At 41.2% G+C, this 20,868-nt stretch carries 21 protein-coding genes; 8 read left to right on the forward strand and 13 right to left on the reverse strand.

The annotated features are described in order from the left end of the window. Positions 1-228: 228 nt before the first annotated feature. On the reverse strand, positions 229-1,602 hold the full coding sequence (locus tag V5804_RS15040) for an exonuclease domain-containing protein (RefSeq protein WP_369592221.1): 1,374 nt from the start codon (positions 1,600-1,602) through the stop codon (positions 229-231). A 228-nt stretch (positions 1,603-1,830) separates the two neighbouring features. On the opposite strand from V5804_RS15040, the gene fabG reads away from it, so the two are divergent. The 4 genes from fabG to V5804_RS15060 are packed head-to-tail and all read left to right on the forward strand — an operon-like array spanning position 1,831 to position 5,118. Further along, complete coding sequence (gene fabG / locus V5804_RS15045; protein ID WP_369592222.1) at positions 1,831-2,574, forward strand: 3-oxoacyl-[acyl-carrier-protein] reductase; 744 nt, start codon at positions 1,831-1,833, stop codon at positions 2,572-2,574. A gap of 32 nt (positions 2,575-2,606) precedes the next feature. Next, the gene (locus V5804_RS15050; RefSeq protein WP_369592223.1) at positions 2,607-2,861 is read left to right on the forward strand and encodes a DUF3253 domain-containing protein; all 255 of its coding nucleotides are present in this window, start codon (positions 2,607-2,609) and stop codon (positions 2,859-2,861) included. A 24-nt stretch (positions 2,862-2,885) separates the two neighbouring features. Then, positions 2,886-4,982, forward strand: a complete 2,097-nt coding sequence (locus tag V5804_RS15055; protein ID WP_369592224.1) for a hypothetical protein — start codon at positions 2,886-2,888, stop codon at positions 4,980-4,982. Then, complete coding sequence (locus V5804_RS15060) at positions 4,969-5,118, forward strand: DUF2683 family protein (RefSeq protein ID WP_369592225.1); 150 nt, start codon at positions 4,969-4,971, stop codon at positions 5,116-5,118. Before V5804_RS15055 ends, V5804_RS15060 begins: the two co-directional genes overlap by 14 nt. Here the strand turns inward: V5804_RS15060 and V5804_RS15065 are convergent. The 5 genes from V5804_RS15065 to V5804_RS15085 form a co-directional block, all read right to left on the reverse strand. After that, positions 5,101-5,442 carry a septum formation initiator family protein gene (locus V5804_RS15065; protein ID WP_369592226.1) on the reverse strand — a complete coding sequence of 114 codons (342 nt, stop codon included), beginning with the start codon at positions 5,440-5,442 and terminating at the stop codon, positions 5,101-5,103. The two genes, V5804_RS15060 and V5804_RS15065, sit on opposite strands and share 18 nt — an antisense overlap. Before the next feature lie 175 nt (positions 5,443-5,617). Next, positions 5,618-6,889, reverse strand: a complete 1,272-nt coding sequence (locus V5804_RS15070) for a DEAD/DEAH box helicase (protein ID WP_369592227.1) — start codon at positions 6,887-6,889, stop codon at positions 5,618-5,620. 209 nt (positions 6,890-7,098) lie between these two features. Next, on the reverse strand, positions 7,099-8,394 hold the full coding sequence (eno, locus tag V5804_RS15075; RefSeq protein ID WP_369592228.1) for a phosphopyruvate hydratase: 1,296 nt from the start codon (positions 8,392-8,394) through the stop codon (positions 7,099-7,101). A gap of 247 nt (positions 8,395-8,641) precedes the next feature. Then, complete coding sequence (locus V5804_RS15080) at positions 8,642-9,745, reverse strand: ABC transporter permease (RefSeq protein ID WP_369592229.1); 1,104 nt, start codon at positions 9,743-9,745, stop codon at positions 8,642-8,644. A 103-nt stretch (positions 9,746-9,848) separates the two neighbouring features. Further along, the gene (locus tag V5804_RS15085) at positions 9,849-10,613 is read right to left on the reverse strand and encodes an ABC transporter ATP-binding protein (RefSeq protein ID WP_369592230.1); all 765 of its coding nucleotides are present in this window, start codon (positions 10,611-10,613) and stop codon (positions 9,849-9,851) included. A 360-nt stretch (positions 10,614-10,973) separates the two neighbouring features. Between V5804_RS15085 and V5804_RS15090 the strand changes: the two genes are divergently transcribed. Beyond that, positions 10,974-11,501, forward strand: coding sequence for a DUF2911 domain-containing protein (locus V5804_RS15090; RefSeq protein WP_369592231.1), 528 nt, complete (start codon positions 10,974-10,976; stop codon positions 11,499-11,501). Positions 11,502-11,556: 55 nt separating this feature from the next. Continuing rightward, entirely contained in the window at positions 11,557-11,754 is a 198-nt protein-coding gene (locus V5804_RS15095) for a cold-shock protein (protein ID WP_174290567.1), read from the forward strand. 390 nt (positions 11,755-12,144) lie between these two features. Here the strand turns inward: V5804_RS15095 and V5804_RS15100 are convergent, their stop codons facing one another. The 7 genes from V5804_RS15100 to V5804_RS15130 form a co-directional block, all read right to left on the reverse strand. Beyond that, entirely contained in the window at positions 12,145-12,513 is a 369-nt protein-coding gene (locus V5804_RS15100) for a type II toxin-antitoxin system HigA family antitoxin (protein ID WP_369592232.1), read from the reverse strand. A 68-nt stretch (positions 12,514-12,581) separates the two neighbouring features. Beyond that, the gene (locus V5804_RS15105) at positions 12,582-12,779 is read right to left on the reverse strand and encodes a YwbE family protein (RefSeq protein ID WP_369592233.1); all 198 of its coding nucleotides are present in this window, start codon (positions 12,777-12,779) and stop codon (positions 12,582-12,584) included. Between the two features lies 1 nt (position 12,780). Beyond that, a complete protein-coding gene (gene argH, locus V5804_RS15110) occupies positions 12,781-14,112 on the reverse strand; it encodes an argininosuccinate lyase (protein ID WP_369592234.1) in 1,332 nt (443 codons plus the stop codon). A gap of 104 nt (positions 14,113-14,216) precedes the next feature. Next, complete coding sequence (locus V5804_RS15115) at positions 14,217-15,284, reverse strand: M20 family metallo-hydrolase (RefSeq protein ID WP_369592235.1); 1,068 nt, start codon at positions 15,282-15,284, stop codon at positions 14,217-14,219. Between the two features lie 345 nt (positions 15,285-15,629). Continuing rightward, complete coding sequence (locus V5804_RS15120) at positions 15,630-15,995, reverse strand: hypothetical protein (RefSeq protein WP_369592236.1); 366 nt, start codon at positions 15,993-15,995, stop codon at positions 15,630-15,632. Continuing rightward, the gene (locus V5804_RS15125; protein ID WP_369592237.1) at positions 15,992-16,204 is read right to left on the reverse strand and encodes a hypothetical protein; all 213 of its coding nucleotides are present in this window, start codon (positions 16,202-16,204) and stop codon (positions 15,992-15,994) included. The genes V5804_RS15120 and V5804_RS15125 overlap by 4 nt, the downstream gene beginning before the upstream one ends. A gap of 198 nt (positions 16,205-16,402) precedes the next feature. After that, positions 16,403-17,170 carry an NYN domain-containing protein gene (locus V5804_RS15130; RefSeq protein ID WP_369592238.1) on the reverse strand — a complete coding sequence of 256 codons (768 nt, stop codon included), beginning with the start codon at positions 17,168-17,170 and terminating at the stop codon, positions 16,403-16,405. A 248-nt stretch (positions 17,171-17,418) separates the two neighbouring features. Here V5804_RS15130 and V5804_RS15135 point away from each other — a divergent pair, with 248 nt between their 5' ends. Together V5804_RS15135 and V5804_RS15140 are read left to right on the forward strand one after the other, a co-directional pair. Further along, positions 17,419-17,727, forward strand: coding sequence for a hypothetical protein (locus V5804_RS15135; protein WP_369592239.1), 309 nt, complete (start codon positions 17,419-17,421; stop codon positions 17,725-17,727). A gap of 246 nt (positions 17,728-17,973) precedes the next feature. After that, positions 17,974-20,577: a M1 family metallopeptidase gene (locus V5804_RS15140; protein WP_369592240.1), complete on the forward strand. Its 2,604-nt coding sequence runs from the start codon at positions 17,974-17,976 to the stop codon at positions 20,575-20,577. The last annotated feature ends 291 nt before the right edge of the window (positions 20,578-20,868 follow it).

Raw genomic sequence — 20,868 nt, forward strand, 5'->3', positions numbered from 1 at the left:
AACAGAGAAGTTAAGCCCGCCAGAGCCAATGGTACTGCCGTAACAGGCGGGAGAGTAGGTCGGCGCCAAAACCTTAAACAAAATACCCCTTCTTCTAATAAAGATCAAGGGGTTTTTTGCGTTTAAAGAGGGGGCAGGGAAGAAGAAGGGAAACGTTTTTCTAAAGCACTTCTCTTCAAATCAGTACAATGCTCCTTTTATAAGGGTAAAATAATAAAGCCTTTTACCCTAACAATTTACAGCAATCAGCTTTTCCGGATTACTGTTTGCAAACTGATAAATCAAATTCTTAATATAATCGTTGCCTACAATTGGTGTTAAAAGTCCTTTTAATACTTCAACATCGGTATTGTTAATTGCTTCTTTTACATAACCCATTCCGTAAAACTGTCCTTCTTCCATTAAGATCAAGCTTTGTTCATCGGCTTCTCTCCCTTTATCATAAATTAGGAAAGTAGGCATCGTAACACGGAGATGTTCAATCGCTTTGGTAACTCTAAGATTATATGCTTCACACAATTCTTTCCCTTCACAAGCGCCAAAACAATAACCGTCATTAATTCCATTACAACATTCATCGTTTTTTTGCACAAAACAAAGTTTTGGGCAAAGGTTAAAATCCACCATCAGCTTCCGCAACAATTCATAACCTTCCAGCATCAACCCAAAAGTATAAATGGGTTTGTTGTACTTTTTCTTTTTCCCGATGGCCAGACGCAAATAACCATTTTGATCTTCAAACTGATACAAGGCAAAAGCGTGATCAAAACGTTTTAAAGCACGGTTATGCTCAGGCCATAATTTTTTAATTTCGGATGCTTCTAAAATCAAAGCCATTAATTCTGTTCCACAAATTTGCCAGGTGATGTTATAAATATCTCTTAAAAAATTCTGTCTTTGCTTATTTGGATTGTTCCCGGTAAAATGGCTGTTAACTCTTTTTTTAATGTTTTTAGCTTTTCCAACGTAAATTACTTTTCCTTTCTGATCGTGGAAATAATAAACACCTGGATTTTTGGGGAGCTGATCCATTATAGTTTTTGGTAAGTGCGGAGGCAGCAACTGTTCTTTCGACTTCTGCAATAAAGAAGCTTGAATATGTCCTTCCAAATCATTTTTCAATAACATCGAAAATAAAGTAGAAGTCGCAAAAGCATCACCCATAGCACGATGCCTGCTATCGTTACCAATTCCTAAATGGTGACAAAGTTTGCCCAAGCTGTAAGAAGGATAACCTGGTAAAATTTTTCGGCTTAATCTAACGGTACAAAGTTTTTTACTATCTAAATTAAATCCTGCTGCTGCTAAATGGTAGCGTACAAAAGAGTAATCGAAGTTTACGTTATGGGCGATAAAAATTTTTTCCTGCAATAAGTTATAGATTTCCTGAGCAGCTTCTGCAAAAGTTGGTGCTTCTTTTACCATATCATTATTGATACCGGTTAAAGCCTGAATATAAATTGGAATTGGTTGCTGAGGATTAATAAGCGATTGAAACTGGTGATAAACTTTTTCCCCGTCATGCAAAACAATTGCAATATCAGTAATTCCGTTTGCGCTGGCATGGCCGCCGGTTGTTTCTATATCAACAATTGCATACATAAATTAAAATTTTTTTAGGCAGCAACTCGATCAGTAGCAGCTAAACAAAGATAGGTAAAACTAAATTTGTTAGTACATGAACGCTATTTAAATTGATAGAACACACAAAATTTTACATGGTAAAAGAAGTATCGGCAATTACAGCTTCATCAGCAGAAAATCAAAACGAAAACTCTTTTCGGCTTTATGCCAAAATTTCTAACTTCACCCCAAATCATTTTAAATTACATGAAATTATTAGAAGGAAAAGTTGCACTAGTTACTGGCGCTTCCAAAGGGATAGGACGTAAAATAGCGGAAAAATTTGCAGAACATGGTGCTAAAGTTGCTTTTACTTACTTGTCTTCGGTAGAAAAAGGACAAGCGTTGGAGCAAGAATTACAACAATTTGGTACACAAATAAAAGGATATCAATCTGATGCTTCAAAATTTGATGAAGCAGAAAAATTAATTAACGATATTGTTGCTGATTTTGGAACGATCAACATCGTGGTAAATAACGCCGGCATTACGAAAGATGGTTTGCTGATGCGCATGACGGAGCAAAATTGGGACGAGGTGCTAAACGTAAACTTAAAATCCATTTTTAATGTTACAAAAGCAGCATCAAAAGTGATGATGAAAAATCGGAACGGCGTTTTTATCAACATGAGTTCGGTGGTTGGGGTGCAGGGAAATGCCGGACAGGCAAATTATGCAGCTTCAAAAGCCGGAATTATTGGGTTTTCAAAATCGGTTGCGAAAGAATTAGGTTCCCGGAATATCCGCACCAATGTGGTTGCGCCGGGATTTATCCGAACGGAAATGACCGAAGTTTTAGACCCGAAAGTGGTGCAAGGCTGGACCGATGCAATACCGTTAAAACGCGCCGGAGAAACGGAAGACGTGGCCAATACTTGTGTTTTTTTGGCTTCAAATATGAGCAGTTATATTACAGGCCAGGTTTTTCCGGTGGATGGCGGAATGCTTTAATTATCCTGATGCTTCTTTTACCGCATTAAATTTTGGCTGATCACGTTATTAAAAATACAATCTTAACGATGGCTGCTTCCCGCGGTGCGGATAAAACCATATGTCCGTCTGAAGTTGCAAGAGCGTTGTTTGGAGAAAATTGGCGAAAAGAAATGCAAACTGTACGCGATGCAGCTTTTGATTTGGCCGAACAAAACAAAATTGTGGTAACGCAAAAAGGAAAAAAAGTGGGGCCGGAAAATTTAAAAGGCCCAATCCGTATTAAAATTGTCAATCCCGAAACCTAAATTATCATCGTTTTAAACCTGATTATGCTGTATTTGATTTCGGTTTCGTGGGGCGCGGTTTCGGGTTGGTGGACGATCGGCTGCTTTGCGTTGGCACTTTTATACAGCTTTTTGTTGTATCGCCAACCCACAAATAGCAGCAAAAATTGGAGAAACGCACTGTTCGCAATCAGAACACTTGCTGTTTTTATCCTGTCTTTTTTGTTGCTGGCTCCGCTGGTCAAATCGGTCAACAAGCATCTGCAAAAACCTTTGATTTTGGTTTTGCAGGATAATTCTTCTTCGATCAAGCAGTTTCCTTCAAAAAACTTTCCATCAACAGCATTTATAGAACAACTGCATCAGCTTAAAAATAATTTAGGCGATGATTACGACGTGCAGGAATTTAACTTCAGTAAAAATCTTTCCAACGGTTTTTCTGATTTTTTGAATGGAAAACAAACTGATATTTCCGGCGCGTTTCAAACATTAAATAATCGTTTTGGCAATCAAAATATCGGTGCCGTAATTTTGGCTTCCGATGGTTTGTACAACCGTGGTAGTTCTCCGCTCAGCACGGCTTCTGCCTTAAAAACCAATATTTACACCGTTGCTTTGGGCGATACCATTCCGAAAAAAGACATTTTAATTGATCATGTTGATTACAATAAAACTGCTTTTCTGGGTAATGATTTTATGGCCGAAGTTTTTGTGGAAGCGCACCAAACCAAAGGAAAAAACCTGCAACTGAACGTTACGGAAGACGGAAAGCAAGTTGCCAGCAAACAAATTAGCGTTGCCGAAAACGATTTTAAAAAGGCAATTCCGATCAAATTAAACGCAGCTAAAAAAGGCATCCGAAAATTTCAGATCAGTTTGATGCCTGTTGCTGATGAAATTTCGACCACCAATAATTTGGAAACGATTTATGTGGAAGTGCTCGACAACCGCAAAAAGGTTTTGATTTTGTACGATGCGCCGCACCCGGATATTGCAGCCATCAGGCAATCGTTGGAAAGCAACCAGAATTACGAGGTAAAAACAAGTTTGTTGAGCGATTTTGATTTGGGCAAACTAAACGATTACAGTTTGCTGATCCTGGAACAATTGCCCAACAACCGCGCAAACTTGCAACCTTTGTTAACACAAGCGGAACGGCTTAAAATTGCAATTTGGTATTTGTTAGGAGCCGAAAGTAACATTTCGCAATTAAACAATTTGCAAAAAGCGGTAAGCATCAGCAGCGGCAGCCCAAATATGCAGGAAGTTTTTGCTGCGCCGGATGCTTCTTTTACCAGCTTTATTTTGTCGGATTCTGCCCGTTCAAAAATCAGCAGTTTTCCGCCTTTGCTCGCGCCTTTTGGAAATTACAGTTTTGGTGCAAGTACGGCCATTTTGTTAAAACAGAAAATTGGTACGGTTTCCACCTCTTATCCGTTGCTGGCTTTTGCAGAAGAAAACGGCCGGCGGACAGCCATTTTAACCGGCGAAGGTTTGTGGCGCTGGCGTTTAAACGAGTTCCAACAGTTTGGAAACCACCGGGCTTTGGACGAATTGTTGTCGCAGGCCATGCAGTATCTGTCGGTAAAAAATAACCAGAAACGGTTTAATGTTGCTTCAACCAAAACTGTTTTTGATGAAGATGAAAACGTGATATTGCAGGCTGAACTGTACAACAAAGCGTTTGAATTGGTTAACCAGCCGGATGTTCCCGTTACGATGAAAAACAAATCGGGCAAAACATACAGTTTTCAATTCTCCAGAAACAATCAATCTTACCAACTCAATGCAGGAAATTTGCCAGCAGGCGAATATACTTTTGGAGCGCAAACCAAATTAGGAAACGAAAGTTTTAAAGCAAGCGGGAATTTTTCGATCAAAACTTTAGTGGCCGAAGCTGCGCAAAGTGCTGCCGATCATCAGCTTTTGTTTGCCTTGGCAAAGCAAAATGGCGGCGAAATGCTTTTCCCAAACCAACTCAGCCAATTGCCAAACTTGATCCGAAAAAATGAAAACATCAAAACGATTGTTTACCAGGACAATAATTACCGCGAAGTGATTGACGAGAAATGGATTTTTGCTTTAATTTTGCTGCTGTTAAGTTTAGAATGGTTTTTACGGAGGAGAAATGGCGAAATCTAAAAGTACTTACAACCCAAAATTTGTAGCGAAGATTAAGAAATCAGAAAAAAACTTTAAGGAAGGCAAGTACATCACCATTAAAGTTGAAGATTTATGGAAGGAGCAGACGATGCTTCTTTTACCGCCCAAAAAATGATTTCTTTTCTTTTTTTTCGGTAACAATGACAAAAATATCTTCGTCCGCTTTTTTCATCAGGTATTTTTCGCGGGCAAATTTTTCTAATTTTTCTTTGTTGGAAGTCAGCTCGTTCAATTGTTTCTGCACGTCGGCTGTTTCTTTGGTGTAAAACGTGTGTTCTTCTTTCAGTTTGTTCAGTTGCTGTCGGTATTCGTATTGCGAGAGCAAATCGTTCCGGTCGAAAAAAATCAGCCATACCAAAAATATAATGCTGATTAGCAAATATTTATTTTTAAAAAGGTCGAGCAGGCGTTGCATAAATACAAGCAGGATAAATTTCATTTAAAGATAAGCAAGTAGTTTGGTTAAATGCAAGCGCAGGATTTTTACTTACGAAAAAAAGCAGGTTTTGTTACCGTTTTAGAATTGACGGAACAAAACCTGCTTTTATAATCGGATTTTAACTCAATGAAGACACCAATTTTAGGTGCATAAAAGAAGCATCCGAAAGATTAGCTTAACTTGTGGTTCGTGGACGGCGTGAATTGTTATGGTTTCTTCCTCTAAAATCATCGCCTGAGGAATTTCTTTTTCCGCGGTTATTGTTGTTTCCACCGGTTGTTTTAGGCTGAAACTTTTGGGCCATGCTGCCTTGTTTTGGTGGATAAGGATGATCGGAAACGGGAATGGTTTTGTTGATCAGTTTGTGAATATCTTTCAAAAAATCCTGTTCTTCGGCATCGCAAAAAGAAAAAGCGGTTCCATTTAAGCCCGCGCGGCCGGTTCGGCCAATGCGGTGAACGTAAGTTTCCGGGATGTTTGGCAGTTCGTAATTGATGACGTGCGTTAGTTCGTCCACGTCAATTCCTCGTGCGGCAATATCGGTGGCAACCAAAATGCGTGTAGTTCGCGCTTTAAAATTGCTTAAAGCACGTTGCCTGGCGTTTTGTGATTTGTTTCCGTGGATCGCTTCGGCGGTGATATTTGCGCGTAAAAGATCCTTCACTACTTTATCGGCACCGTGTTTTGTCCGGGTAAAAACCAAAGCCGTTTGGATGGATTTATCTTTCAAAACATGCAGCAGCAAATCCCGCTTATCACTTTTTTCCACCATAAAAACAGCTTGTTCAATGGTATCAGCAGTGGAAGAAACGGGCGTAACTTCAACTCTTTCCGGTTTGTTTAAAATGGTATCGGCCAGTTCTTTAATTTCTGAAGGCATCGTAGCCGAGAAAAATAAAGTCTGGCGTTTGGACGGCAATTTTGCGATGACTTTTTTAACGTCGTTTACAAAACCCATGTCCAGCATCCGGTCGGCTTCGTCCAAAACCAAAATCTGGATGTGTTGTAGGTTGACGAAACGTTGGTTCATCAAATCCAGCAAACGACCTGGCGTGGCCACTAAAATATCTACGCCGCGTTGTAATGCTTCGGTTTGTGGGTTTTGAGAAACGCCGCCGAAAATAACCAGATGTTTTAAACCGGTATTACGGCCATACGCTTTAAAGCTTTCTTCAATTTGGATGGCGAGCTCGCGCGTTGGCGTTAAAATCAGCGATTTGATCGTCTTTTGTTCTTTGTGCTGCTGTTTTTGCTGGTATAAAAGTTGCAAGATCGGAATGGCGAAGGCTGCCGTTTTTCCGGTTCCGGTTTGGGCACAGCCTAAAAGGTCTTTTCCTTTTAAAATTAACGGGATGGATTGTTCCTGGATAGGTGTGGGCTGGGTATAACCTTCTTGTTTTAAAGCCTTTAGGATAGGCTCAATTAAATTTAATTCGTCGAATAACATGAAAATGTTTTACTAAATGTGCTAACACGACTGTATTAGCGGTCAGGTGATGTGCTTAAGATCAAAGCCGGTAATAGAGCGGGTAATAATAGTGCAAATATACGTTAAATTTATGTTTGTGTTGCAGCAATAAGTTTGAGTAGCACGGAAGCAAAAAAAGCCAGCCTTATCGGCTAGCTTTTGCAATGCTTCTTTTATCAACTAAAAATTTACTTCTTTAAAAACTTAAAATCTTTGCCGATGAATTTTGCGCTGGCGCCTAATTCTTCTTCAATACGCAGCAGTTGGTTGTATTTTGCAATCCGATCAGAACGGGAAATAGAACCGGTTTTAATCTGTCCGCAATTTAAAGCAACAGCCAGGTCCGCAATGGTAGTATCTTCAGTTTCACCGGAGCGATGGCTCATGATCGAAGTGTAACCATTGGTTTGCGCCAAACTAACGGCATTGATGGTTTCGGTTAAAGTACCAATTTGGTTTACTTTTACCAAAATTGAATTGGCAACGTGCAAATCAATGCCTTTTTGTAAACGGGTTACGTTGGTAACAAATAAGTCATCGCCTACCAATTGTATTTTAGCGCCCAATCTTTCGGTCAGTAATTTCCACCCGTCCCAATCATCTTCTGCCATACCGTCTTCGATAGAAATAACGGGATATTTTTCTGCCAATTGCGCCAGATATTCTACCTGCTCTGCGCTGGTACGTACGGCACCTTTTTCGCCTTCAAACTTGGTATAATCGTATTTGCCATTTACATAAAATTCGGAAGCCGCACAGTCAAATGCCAGATAAATGTCTTTACCAGCTTTATAACCTGCCTGTTCAATCGCTTTAATGATCGTTTCTACGCCGTCTTCGGCCCCTGCAAATGTTGGGGCGAAACCTCCTTCATCGCCAACTTCGGTAGAAAGCCCACGGTCGTGCAATATTTTTTTCAGGTTATGAAATACTTCCGATCCCCATCTTAACGCTTCCGAAAAAGAAGGCGCGCCAACCGGCATGATCATAAACTCCTGGAAAGCGATCGGCGCATCAGAGTGTGAACCGCCGTTAACAATGTTCATCATCGGAATAGGAAGCGTGTTTGCATTTACACCGCCAACGTAACGGTACAAAGGCTGGCGGCTTTCTTGTGCTGCCGCTTTTGCAACAGCCAAAGAAACGCCCAGAATAGCATTTGCACCGAGATTGCCTTTATTTTCGGTGCCATCCAAATCAATCATCATCTGGTCAATTGCGTTTTGCTCAAAAACATCCATGCCTTGCAGCTCTTTGGCCAACTGGTCATTTACATTGGCTACGGCTTTTAAAACGCCTTTGCCCATGTATTTGGTTTTGTCGTTATCGCGCAATTCAACGGCTTCGTGGGCACCGGTCGAAGCTCCGGAAGGAACAGCGGCCCGCCCCATTGCACCATTTTCAGTTAAAACATCTACTTCAATAGTAGGATTTCCGCGTGAATCCAGGATCTGGCGGGCATGTACATCAATTATTAAACTCATAATCAAAAAATTTCAGGTTGAAAAATAAAGCCTTAGTGTAAATTTTACACGCTCTTTTTATGCTGCCAAATATACTAATTGCAAAGATTTATATGGTAAAAGAAGCAAGTTTAACAAAAAGTTAATGATTGATGGTTTATCGTTCATGGCCAAGGTTGATGGTTCATGGGGAATAGTTCATCGCTATGGTTCCCGCTCACCGCTCTCACCTCATCGCTCTTCACCTGAAACCTTAAACCTCTCCGCCTCATTCCCACTTAAACGTTTTAACCGCAACGGCATAAACGGCAATTCCCCAAATGGCAAGGATTAGTAATTGATGGCTAACATCGGTTAAGTTTGCACCTTCAAAAGCAACCTTGCGCATGGCATCGTTCAAATAAGTTAACGGCAACGCTTTACTGATGGGTTGCAGCCAGTAAGGAAATGCGCTTATCGAGAAAAAAGTCCCGGAAAGCAGGAACTGCGGCAACGTAACAATATTAGCAATGGGCGGGACGGAACTTTCATTTTTGGCGATTCCGGAAATGACAAAGCCGAAGCCCATAAAAACAATAACGCCGATGGCAGCGAGAACAAGCATATTAACTACGGTTACAAAACCATGGATCAGCGTAAAACCAAAAGCAAAATGACCGATCAAAATAATAATTAAAGCACCGATCAATGCAAACGTAATCCGCGCCAAAGCTTCGCCCAAAACAATACTATAACGTTGTACCGGCGTTGCAAAAAAACGTTTGATAACCAGCGTTAAACGCAGACTTAGAAAAACGAAAGCCGTTCCAAAAACGCCTGTGCTCAACAAAGAAAAGCCCAACTGGCCGGGCAAAATAAAATCAATGGTTTTGTATTCGCGGCCTTCTACCGTAACTTCTTTCAGTTCGGCAACCGGTGGCGGCGAATTTGGCGCATGTAAATTGATCTGGTAAAAAACGTTGTTGAGCAGAGATTTTAAAATGTTCCCTTTTTCTAAAGATGCTTTGGTGTATTCCACATCTACGGTGTAGGCAGGAAGTTTCCCGGGATTGTTTTGAACGGAAATGATACCATCCAACCGGCCTTTTTCCAGTTCAGATTTCATTTCTTCCGGCGTTTCGGTTTCTACCAAATGGATGGCTTTTATCTTTGTCAGAGCCTGATAAATCGGGTTTTGCGAATTGTTGTTTTTTGCAATGCCCACATCCACCGTAATTCCGCCACCGCCGATAAAACCAAAAACCAGGATAAAAATGAGCGGAAAGGCCAGCGTAAAAACAACAGACGACGGGCTACGCAGAATGGAACGAAAACTGGCTTTTGCCATCGCCAGCGTGGCTTTAAAGTTGCTATAGGGTAAGGGTTGATTCATAAAATTTCGGTTTGAGGTATCAGGTGTGAGCCTCTTTTATATTGTATATTTTATTTTATAATGCTGTTTTTGCTACCGGCTGATACCTCAAACCTGCATATTCCTACATTTCCCGCAAATCTTTCCCCGTCAAATGGATAAAAACATCTTCCAGGTTAGCGCTTTTTACTTGTTTTTCGCGTTCAAAACCGGAGGCAACCAGTTCATCAATAAAATGATCGGGCGAATTGATGCCGATCACTTTTCCCGAATCCACAAAGGCAACGCGGTCGCATAGTACTTCGGCCTCGTCCATATAATGTGTGGTGATGACAACGGTGGTTCCGGCGTTGCGAATGTTACGGATCAAATCCCACAAATTGCGGCGCGCTTGCGGATCTAAACCGGTGGTTGGCTCGTCCAAAAAAACAATCCTCGGATTATTGATGAGTGTGGTGGCGATAGAAAAACGCTGTTTTTGTCCGCCCGAAAGTTCTTTGTAGCGTGCTTTGGCTTTATCCACCAAAGAAACTTTGCCCAGCATTTCCAGCGGGCTAACTTCAATTCCGTACAATCCCGAAAAAAGTTCGATCAGTTCCGTCAGGTTTAAGTTTGGATAATAACCGGCCGCCTGCAACTGCACGCCAATCCGTTTTTTGATGCTTCCCGGATCCTGATCGACCGAAAAACCATCCACCACCACTTCTCCCGAAGTTTTGTTGCGCAGTGTTTCCAGGATTTCTAAAGTTGTGGTTTTGCCTGCGCCGTTTGGGCCAAGCAAACCAAATATTTCCCCTTCAAAAACTTCAAAGCTGATTTGGTCAACAGCGGTAAAACTGCCGTACTTTTTGACCAGGTTTTTTACGGTGATGATCGGTTTCGGATTCATTTATCAATTTAAAATAACAACCTGAAATTAAGGAAATTTTTCTGTCTGCCGTTTTTTCCAATTGTAAAAATAGCAAACTTGTTTAAACTCATTCTTTCGTGCATTACCCCATGCTTCTTTTACCCTATAAAAATTGGTATTGCCTGGTTTTTGGTTTGTTCGGGCTGATACGGCCACCAATTTTTATAGGGTAAAAGAAGCATCAGCCCAAAAAAGAGGACCATGAAAAGTTTAAACAACTTCATCAACAAAAACAATTGCGTTGGCCGATGCTTCTTTTACCGGCAAAAAATTTGCATTCAAACTTAATTTAAGCTTCGATAAATTTTCTGCATCTTCGTCTCAACAAAAAAAACCATTATGAAAAAATTATTGCTAAGCCTGGTTACAGGTGTTTTATTAACCACTTTTACTGCCCATGCGCAAGATAAAAACAAGCCGCGCCCAAGTTTGCCCGACACGGTTAAAACCACCATTAGCAGCGGCGCAACGGTAGAAATTGATTACAGCCGCCCGTCTGTAAAAGGCCGTACCATTGGCAAAGATTTGGAGCCGATGGAAGGAAAAGTTTGGCGTACCGGTGCCAACGAAGCAACTACTTTTGTGGTTGACAAAGCCGTAAAAGTAGAAGGAAAGGCGCTTCCTGCCGGAAAATATGCTTTTTTTACCATTAAAAACGGTAACACCTGGACGTTGATTTTTAACAAAGTTTTTAAAACTTGGGGCGCTTTTGATTACGAAAAAAACAAAGCCCAGGATGCTTTAAAAGTGGATGTTAAAGGAACGAAAGCGCCTTCATTTGCAGAGAAAGTAACTTATACCATTGCGAAAGACGGCAAAGTATCCATGCTGTGGGGAGATTATGCCGTAAACTTTACGGTAAAATAAATAGCAGATACCAAATTTAATACCTACCTTAGCAGAATTATAAATAAAAATTACAATGCAAAAAGAAGGTACAGTTAAATTTTTTAACGAAACAAAAGGATTCGGGTTCATCATTCCAGAAAATTCAGGAGAAGAAGATGTATTCGTTCACTCATCTGGTTTAATTGATCAGATCCGTGAAAACGACAAAGTGAAATACGATGTTGAGCGTGGCAAAAAAGGCCTGAACGCGGTAAATGTACAAGTTATCTAACCCAAGATATAAAATTCATTAATCGTTGAGAAAAAGCTGCTTTCGGAAAGGAAGCAGCTTTTTTTATGGGGTAGAAAATTGGATTTGGATTAGTTGGATTAACGGGATTTAAGGATTTACAAAAAAATAAAGCAAGATGAATTTAAACCAAATATTGATCAATTATAAAATTAAGCAAATTTTGAAAGTTGTAGTTCGTTTGTTGTTTATAGTTATTATGATTCAGGCAACAACTTTGGGAATAAATCATTGGCCAGATCTGAAAAAAGCATCAGTAAAATTATACACATCATTTGTAAAATAATTTTAACTTGGGTTTTTAAGGATGATGGGTAATTTTTTCATTTTAAAAATGCAAATTTTAGATGGTAAAAGAAGCTTTATAAGTTTTTAAACTACGGCTGATTCTGATAAAAATATCTCAGAAGGAATGTTTAAAATTTTATGAAGTGCTTTTGCCATTTTTAGTGTAAGTTCTCTTTTGCCTGAAAGTACAAGCGAAACATGGCCTTTACTTCCGATAATTGGCTCCAAATCTTTAGCTTTTAACCCTTTTTCTTCCATCTTTAGCTTGATCACTTCGATTGGGTCTAACTCCGGAGCGATGATATTTTTATCTTCATAATCCTTAACTAAAACCAATAGAAGCTCTAGTTCTTCAAATTCAGGCGAACCGGGTTCAGCATGAAAAATGCTAATTGTACGTTCAAGAGCTACGTTGTATTCACTTTCCGTTTTGATTTCTTCCCAATTATTCATATTTAATTACAAGACTAAATTTATGCCGATAAAAGAAGCATTACAAGAATAACTAAACTTTCTAAAATCTACTCCTCCACAATTTCAATCACTCGTCCAACTTGCCCGTCTTCCAATCGAACTTTAATTCCTTTGGAATGAAAGGCAGAACTGGTGAGTAAATCTTTTACAATGCCGCGGGTGCGTTTGCCGCTGCGCTGGTCTTTTTTCAGGATGACATCCACCTCCAAGCCGGGATAAATATCGCTTCGGTTTTGTCCGTTCATGTTAACTCAATAGTTTTTCGATGGCTGAGTCTATTCTTTCAAAATGAAAAAGTTTCAGCACATCCTGCATACATTCGGTTATTTCTTCGTTGCACAAATTGCCGATGCTGCCTTCGTGTGTGTGGTTCACTGTTTTTGTAGGGTTAAAAGAAGCATTCTCAATTTCGGCACCAATTTGCTGGTACGCTTCGCGGAAGGGAACGCCGCTTAAAACACGTCGGTTGGTTTCTTCCACGCTGAACAAATATTGATAACGTTCATCTTCCAAAATTGCTTCTTTTACCGATACATTTTCGAGCATAAAAGTGGCCATGTGCAGGCAATCTTTTAAATCGGTAAACGCCGGGAACAAAGTTTCTTTCAACAATTGCAAATCACGATGATAGCCGGAAGGCAGGTTGGTCGTCATCAAAGCCAGGTCGTTTGGCAAAGTCTGGATGCGGTTACATTTGCCGCGCATTATTTCCCAAACATCCGGGTTTTTTTTGTGCGGCATGATGCTGGAACCGGTTGTTAACTGATCAGGATAACTCACAAAAGAAAAATTCTGGCTTAAATATAAACACTGGTCCATCGCCATTTTGGCCAGCGTTGCGGCAACGGCCGATAATCCTTGCGCTACGATGCGTTCTGTTTTTCCGCGGCCCATCAAGGCATAAACAACGTTGTAATTCAGGCTTTCAAAACCTAACAATTTGGTTGTCAAAGTTCGGTTTAGCGGGAAAGATGAACCGTAACCGGCCGCCGCGCCCAACGGATTTTTGTTAGCAACTTTGTAAGAAGCCAAAACCATTTCCAGATCGTCCACCAAACTTTCGGCATACGCGCCAAACCACAAACCGAAAGACGAAGGCATGGCAATTTGCAAATGCGTGTAGCCAGGCAACATCACATCTTTATATTGATTGCTAAGTTTGATGAGCAAATCAAACAGCGTTTTCACCAGCGAAACAATTTCCCGGATTTCATGCCGGAAAAACAGTTTCAAATCCACCAAAACCTGGTCGTTGCGTGATCGGCCGCTGTGGATTTTTTTGCCGGCCTCGCCAATGCGCTGCGTCAGCAGCCATTCAATTTGCGAATGTACATCTTCCACTTCCGGCTGAATGGTAAATTTTCCGGCTTCAATTTCCTGGTAGATATTTTTTAATTCCTGTTGAACCAGTTGCAAATCTTTGGCACTCATCAAACCAATACTTTCCAGCATTTTTGTGTGCGCTAACGAACCCAACACATCAAAAGCGGCCAGTTGCAGGTCAAATTCGCGGTCGCGACCAACGGTAAAATTTTCGACCAGTTCGTTTACGTTGGTGGTTTTTTGCCAGATTTTCATGGAGTAGATTTTTAGATAATTTGTATTGATACTGTTTTTATCGGTTATTTTTAAGTGTGAGCCATGAACCATGAACAATGATCTATTGACCACCACCAACTTTCTCACCTCACCAACCGGTCCAGCATTTTGATGTACAATTCAATGCCTTCTTTGATTTCATCTACATAAATAAATTCGTCGGCCATGTGCGAACGGCCGGAATCTCCGGGACCTAATTTGATCGAAGGAATATCCAGCAACGCTTGGTCTGAAGTGGTAGGCGAGCCGTAAGTGGTTCGGCTCAAAGCAATCCCGGCCTGTACAAAAGCATGTTCTTTCGGGATGGAAGAAGGTTTTAGGCGGATAGAACGCGGCTTTACTTCGCAATCCACTTGTTCACGGATCATCTCCAGCACTTCTTCATTCCGGTAAGCATCGGTAACGCGCACATCAACCGTAAACGTACAAGTTGCCGGGACCACGTTGTGCTGCGAACCAGCGTTGATGATCGTAACCGACATTTTGATCGGCCCAAAAACTTCCGATTCTTTTGGAAAACGGTACGTGCGAAACCATTCGATAGCCTTCATGGCTTTGTAAATCGCGTTGTCGCCTTCCTCGCGTGCGGCGTGTCCGGCACGGCCAAAAGCGGTGCAATCCAAAACCATCAAACCGCGTTCGGCAATGGCCAGTTGCATTTGCGTTGGTTCGCCCACAATGCCAAAATCTAATTTCCCCAATTCCGGCACAATCAGTTCCAAACCGTTATTGCCCGAAATTTCTTCTTCCGCAGTTGTGGCCAAACAAAAATTGTATTTTAAACCGGGCTGATCATAATAGTATAAAAACGTGGCGATAAGCGAAACCAAGCAGCCGCCTGCATCATTGCTGCCCAAACCGTAAAGCTTTCCGTCTTCCATTTTAGCGTCAAAAGGATCACGCGTATAACCCGAATTTGGTTTAACGGTATCGTGGTGCGAATTAAGCAGAATAGTTGGTTTTGCAGGATCGAAGTGTTGGTTCCAGGCCCAGATATTGTTCAGTTTCCGATGCGTTTTTACGCCGTGTGCCACCAAAAAACTGTTGATGATTTCGGCAGTTTGGTTTTCCTCTTTGCTGAAAGAAGGCGTTGAAATAAGCTGTTGTAAAAGTTGTAAGGCCTGCTGAAATAAAATATCGGTGGTAAGCATATTGTTCAAAACCGGATTGTCATCCGGGCGGGCAAAAATACGTTTTTGTTTAAGAAGAAGTGGAGCGTTCCAAAAATGCCTCTTATCAATTTTATGTTGATAAAAGAAGTAGCCATGGATCAATAGCAATTTAGCTGCCGCCTGGCCAAAGCAAAAGGCGGTGCTTTACTTTGCTTTGTCTCAAATTAAAAAATTTCACAAAAACCCGGAGAAATTTCAGCCATATCCGGCTTTGGAAATGCCACCCGGTGCACCCATTGGTATGCTGGATAATGAGTTTGGATTTTAGGGTGGTAAAAGAAGCAGGGGTTAAAATGCCAAACTTCTGCTTTTTAATATCATCAATTACTCTCGGTTAAAAGCTTTGATAAGTTCTTTTAATTCTTTGTCGGTAATTGTTGCTGTTTCGGCTTTGTCGTAAATCATAATTAAGTTTACGGTTACCTCTTCGTTTTTTACGTTCACTTCACCAATCAACGTCGTTTCTTCCAACAAAGAAATAACTCTTGCGCCGCCACTTTTTCCCTTGCCTTTACTGGTTATCTTTAATCTGATTTTGTAAACATTGTTTCCAAGTGCCGTACCAAGCTTTGGATTTGTGATTATCTCATTTTCCAAAGCAAGAAGATCGTTGGTAAGCGAAGGGTATTTCTTTAATAATGGTTTAATTGCTTTTTTAAAGCTTTTGGCAATTCGAACTGATGTTTTCACTTTAAAAAATCCTGAAGTGTCTCCAGTTTTTTGCCTGTTTTTCGGGCCTTGCTTACTTCTTCCAAACCTTCACCAATCCCTTCTAAGATTTCTATTTTTTTTTGAAGTTTTCGATAATTAACATTCAATTCTTCCCAAACTTTTATCGGAACGAGAACTGATGATTTCTGTCCATGCTCATCAATAATATATTTTAAACTATTTTCCATTGTGGTTTTTTTGAAAGATTGAAGAATGATATTGACCTTGTAATCTGTACAAAATTAAAACTATTCGAAAGATGTTTAACAGCAAATAAATAATGAATGATAGATTCTTACCAAAAAATGTAGGTAAAAGAAGTATAAATATTTTAGGTAGCTCAAGTTTAATAGGATACAACAGTTTAACTTTTAGTAATTGTTACCTCACTTCTTCCGAATATAAATATGCTTGATATGATTTTTCCCCGTATCGCGTTCGTCAATTTCAAACTGGTTTAGGCTTTTGATCAAAGGCAGCATTTTGGCGTAGCCGTAATTGCGCGGGTCAAAGTCCGGTTTCTTTTTCAGCATTAAATTGCCCAGTTCGCCCAAAAAAGTCCAGCCTTCTTCATCGGCCAAATCTACAATACTGTCCGTGATAAGTTTGATCAAACCTTGGTCAACCTTGCTCAATGCATTCTTGGCGGCTTTGGGCGTATTTGTTCTGGTGCTTCTTTTACCACCCTTTTTTTCTTCGAGTGCGGCTGTTTCAGGTTTTAAAATTTCGAGGTAGATAAATTTATCGCAAGCGGTAATAAACGGGTTTAAGGTTTTCTTTTCGCCGATGCCGATCACTTTCATGCCGGCTTCGCGCAGGCGTGTGGCCAATCGCGTAAAATCGCTGTCGCTGGAAACGATGCAAAAACCATCCACTTTGCCGGTGTACAAAATATCCATTGCATCAATAATCAAGGCGCTGTCGCTGGCGTTTTTCCCCGTCGAATAACTGTACTGCTGGATCGGCGTGATGGCATTTTCCAGCAAAACGTTTTTCCAGCCCGAAACGGTTGGCTTGGTCCAATCAGCGTAAATGCGTTTAAAAGTTGGCGTGCCGTACTTGGCGATTTCCTCAAACATCTCTTTTACGTTGGCATACGGCACATTGTCGGCATCAATCAATACGGCAAGTTTCAGTTCGGTTTTGGTTTCCATCTTTTAAAAATCTGATTTCTGTAGAAAAGTTTGAACACAAGATACAGTTTCTGTCTTAAGCAAAACTATCCGGAAAACTTTAAAAGCGAGGCCAATTTGAGGCGGTAAAAGAAGCATCAGCATTGGCACAAACCCTTTCCCGAAATAATTTTTGAAAATTATATGCAACTTTTTTCGGGTTTTTTGTTCTTAATTACAATTATACTTTTGCCGAAACTAAATTTTTTCATCTTTCATCTTCAGTTTGTATGAACCACAACGTATATTTTTTAGTGAAAGATCCAAAGGATGCCTGCCGGGATATTATCCGTTCGCGCGATACTGACTTGAGGATTAGGGTACATTGTTTGAACGAAGTAGATTTTAAACCAGACCCGGACGAGATCCAACTATACGCCGACGACCGCGGCAACCCGCTTGCTTTCGAAACGATCAACATTAAATCAGAAGACGCCCTGGATATGGCTTCGGCCATCCAATGGTACGCCAAATACATCGGTTACCCGGAAATGGAAATATTGCCGGAAGACCCCCGCACAGAATACAACTGCGACTGATGCTTCTTTTACCGGCATAAAGTTGGTGTTGTTCCGCATCCAAAAAAAGTTTTTACAGGTTTTAAATAAAAAGTAATTTAAGCTTTTATTTAAAACCTGTTTTTTTTGGATTGGCTTTTTTGTGATGTGTTTGGCCAACGCAAGTTGTAAAAACAATTTCTCCTTCATTGTGGCAGAACAATTTGTGGCAATGCTTCTTTTATCATACAAAAATCAATTAAAATACTTTCTAAACCTGCCTTTATAATGAAGAAATTCCATACTGTTTTTACCACCCTTTTTTTGTTTTGGGCTGGCAGCCAAAACAGCCGCGCACAGCTTATGCCCATTGCAATCAGCAAATACGATCAGCATAAAGTTTTTGACCCTTTGTTTTATACCGATAAAGGCAACCAGTTTCGTACGGCAGGCGGCGCACCAACGGCACGTTACTGGCAAAACCGCGCCGATTACCAGATCAATGTTTCGCTGGATACGGTTAAAAACCAGGTTTCGGGCAGCACCATCATCACTTACACCAACAACAGCCCCGATGCTTTGCCTTTTTTGTGGCTGCAATTAGACCAGAATATTTACCGACAGGATTCGCGTGCCGAAGCAACCACGCCGGTAACCGGAGGGCGATTTGCAAACAAAGCTTTTACGCAAGGCGATGTGATAAAATCGGTAACATTGATCCGTAACGGGAAACCGGAGACTGCCAATTATTTGATTTCGGATACGCGGATGCAAATTAAACTACGGGATTCGTTGAAGTCATCGGGCAGCAAGATACAGATCAGGATTGATTACAATTTCGAAATCCCACAAAACGGGACCGACCGAATGGGCAGGGTCAAAACCAGCCACGGCTGGATCTATGAAATTGCACAATGGTATCCACGGATGGAAGTTTACGACGATATAACCGGCTGGAATACCATTCCATATTTGGGCGCATCCGAGTTTTATCTGGATTACGGCAACTACAATTATACCATTACCGCGCCTTCAAACCTCCTGATTTTTGGTTCGGGTGAATTGACGAACGCGGCAGAAGTTTTATCGCCCACGGTTTTAAACAGGTTGGCACAAGCCCGAAACAGTGATAAAACAGTTTTTATAAGAGATTCTGCGGACGTGATCCGACAGGCAAACCCGTTTAAAAAACCAACTTTAACCTGGCATTTTTTCTGTAGAAATTCGCGTGATGTTGCCTGGGCAGCTTCCAATGCTTTTGTTTGGGATGCTGCGCGAATCAACCTGCCAAGCGGAAAAAAAGCATTGGCGCAATCCGTTTACCCAATTCAAAGCGGCGGCCACGAAGCCTGGGGACGGTCAACAGAATATGTAAAGGCCAGCATCGAAATGGATTCGCGCCAATGGTTTGAATTTACGTATCCAACCGCTACCAATGTTGGCGGCATTGTTACCGGGATGGAATATCCGGGCATTGTTTTTTGCGATGCCACCAGCCGCAGTAAAGATTTGTGGGAAGTAACCAACCACGAGTTTGGCCACAACTGGTTCCCGATGGTTGTGGGTTCCAACGAACGCAAATATGCCTGGATGGACGAAGGTTTCAATACGTTTATCAACCAGGTTGACGAGCAGCAGTTTAACAAAGGCGAGTATTATACCCGGCCAGATGTGGAAGCTACCAGCGCGATTTCTGCTTTTGGCCCTGAAGCAGAAGCGATTATGAACACACCTGATGTTTTGCAAGCTTCTTTTTTGGGTGAGGCCGCTTACAACAAACCAGCTTTAGGCTTGATGATTTTGCGCGAGCAAATTTTGGGCAGGCAGCGTTTTGATTACGCTTTCAGGACGTACATCAAACGCTGGGCTTTTAAACATCCAACGCCCTGGGATTTTTTCCATACGATGGACAATGCTGCCGGAGAAGATTTAAGCTGGTTTTGGAAAGAATGGTTTTTTACCACTTGGAAGCTCGACCAGGCTGTAAAAGGGATCAGTTATGTGGATAAAAAAGATGCGGCAAAAGGAGCATTGATCACGATAGAAAACCTGGGCGAAATGGCTTTGCCGGTTACGGTTTTTGTAAAAGAAGAAAATGGCAAAAGCAATGTGGTGCATCTGCCTGCCGAAATTTGGCAGCGCGGCGGAACCTGGACTTTCAGCTATCCTTCAACCTCAAAAATAAATCTGGTGGTGATAGACCCGGAACATATTTTGCCTGATGTTGACCCGGACAACAATACGTTCAGCGGTATTACGATGCCGGGCGGAACAACGGCCGAAACCGTTGTCGGCAAATATTTGAACGCCATTGGCGGTGCAGAAAAGGTGAGGAACGTAAAAGACATCACTATAAATTCTGCCGGAATGGTGCAGGGCGTGCAAGTGCAAACGGTGAATAAATACAAATTGCCGGACAAATATGTGCAGGATTTAAGCATTCCGGCCTACAATGTGATGCGGCATACGGTCGTCAATCGTGATAGCATCAAAACGTTGCAAAACAACCAGCCCATACAATTAACGTTGAGTGATAAAGCACTGATCAAACAATCAAGCAATGTTTTTCCGGAACTGCAGTATGGCAGCAACGCGGTTTTGCTTCCAACAGTTGTTATGGTCAATGATCAGCCAACTTATCTCATCACCATAAATTCGACAAACGGCAATACCACCAAATCTTATTATGCTTTGGCCAATGATTTAAAAATCAGGGAAGTGAGGACGAGTGCCGGTTTGACAACTGTTTCTGATTACAGCGATTACCGCAATGCCGGCAACGGGGTCAAAATTCCGTATTCGGTTAAAAACTCTTTTTTTGGCGAAAATATCGAACTAAAAGTTACAGATGCAAAAATCAACAGCAATTTGTCCGACAGTTTGTTTCAATGAAAAAGAGCCGATAAAAACAGTATTGATAACTGGCATTCTTAAAATTAAGCGGCCTGACAACAGCAAATACGCACCTAATTTTACCCGATAAAAGAAGCATCATAACCACAAACCATCCCATGAAAAAACATTTATCTATGACTGCGCTAATCGTTCTGCTTGGCGGACAGGCATTTAGCCAGGAAACCGCACAGGCAATTTTAAATGCCAAAGGTGCAAAAACGCAAATCAGCCGGCACATTTACGGCCAGTTTTCAGAACATTTAGGCCGAAGTATTTACGATGGGTTTT

This window comes from Mucilaginibacter sp., assembly GCF_041088075.1.
Taxonomy (GTDB): Bacteria; Bacteroidota; Bacteroidia; order Sphingobacteriales; family Sphingobacteriaceae; genus Mucilaginibacter_A.

Coding starts and splice junctions, on each gene's coding strand:
- V5804_RS15040 (WP_369592221.1), bottom strand. CDS start 1,602: ATGTATGCAATTGTTGATATAGAAACAACCGGCGGCCATGCCAGCGCA.
- fabG (WP_369592222.1), top strand. CDS start 1,831: ATGAAATTATTAGAAGGAAAAGTTGCACTAGTTACTGGCGCTTCCAAA.
- V5804_RS15055 (WP_369592224.1), top strand. CDS start 2,886: ATGCTGTATTTGATTTCGGTTTCGTGGGGCGCGGTTTCGGGTTGGTGG.
- V5804_RS15060 (WP_369592225.1), top strand. CDS start 4,969: ATGGCGAAATCTAAAAGTACTTACAACCCAAAATTTGTAGCGAAGATT.
- V5804_RS15065 (WP_369592226.1), bottom strand. CDS start 5,442: ATGAAATTTATCCTGCTTGTATTTATGCAACGCCTGCTCGACCTTTTT.
- V5804_RS15070 (WP_369592227.1), bottom strand. CDS start 6,889: ATGTTATTCGACGAATTAAATTTAATTGAGCCTATCCTAAAGGCTTTA.
- eno (WP_369592228.1), bottom strand. CDS start 8,394: ATGAGTTTAATAATTGATGTACATGCCCGCCAGATCCTGGATTCACGC.
- V5804_RS15080 (WP_369592229.1), bottom strand. CDS start 9,745: ATGAATCAACCCTTACCCTATAGCAACTTTAAAGCCACGCTGGCGATG.
- V5804_RS15085 (WP_369592230.1), bottom strand. CDS start 10,613: ATGAATCCGAAACCGATCATCACCGTAAAAAACCTGGTCAAAAAGTAC.
- V5804_RS15090 (WP_369592231.1), top strand. CDS start 10,974: ATGAAAAAATTATTGCTAAGCCTGGTTACAGGTGTTTTATTAACCACT.
- V5804_RS15095 (WP_174290567.1), top strand. CDS start 11,557: ATGCAAAAAGAAGGTACAGTTAAATTTTTTAACGAAACAAAAGGATTC.
- V5804_RS15100 (WP_369592232.1), bottom strand. CDS start 12,513: ATGAATAATTGGGAAGAAATCAAAACGGAAAGTGAATACAACGTAGCT.
- V5804_RS15105 (WP_369592233.1), bottom strand. CDS start 12,779: ATGAACGGACAAAACCGAAGCGATATTTATCCCGGCTTGGAGGTGGAT.
- argH (WP_369592234.1), bottom strand. CDS start 14,112: ATGAAAATCTGGCAAAAAACCACCAACGTAAACGAACTGGTCGAAAAT.
- V5804_RS15115 (WP_369592235.1), bottom strand. CDS start 15,284: ATGCTTACCACCGATATTTTATTTCAGCAGGCCTTACAACTTTTACAA.
- V5804_RS15125 (WP_369592237.1), bottom strand. CDS start 16,204: ATGGAAAATAGTTTAAAATATATTATTGATGAGCATGGACAGAAATCA.
- V5804_RS15130 (WP_369592238.1), bottom strand. CDS start 17,170: ATGGAAACCAAAACCGAACTGAAACTTGCCGTATTGATTGATGCCGAC.
- V5804_RS15135 (WP_369592239.1), top strand. CDS start 17,419: ATGAACCACAACGTATATTTTTTAGTGAAAGATCCAAAGGATGCCTGC.
- V5804_RS15140 (WP_369592240.1), top strand. CDS start 17,974: ATGAAGAAATTCCATACTGTTTTTACCACCCTTTTTTTGTTTTGGGCT.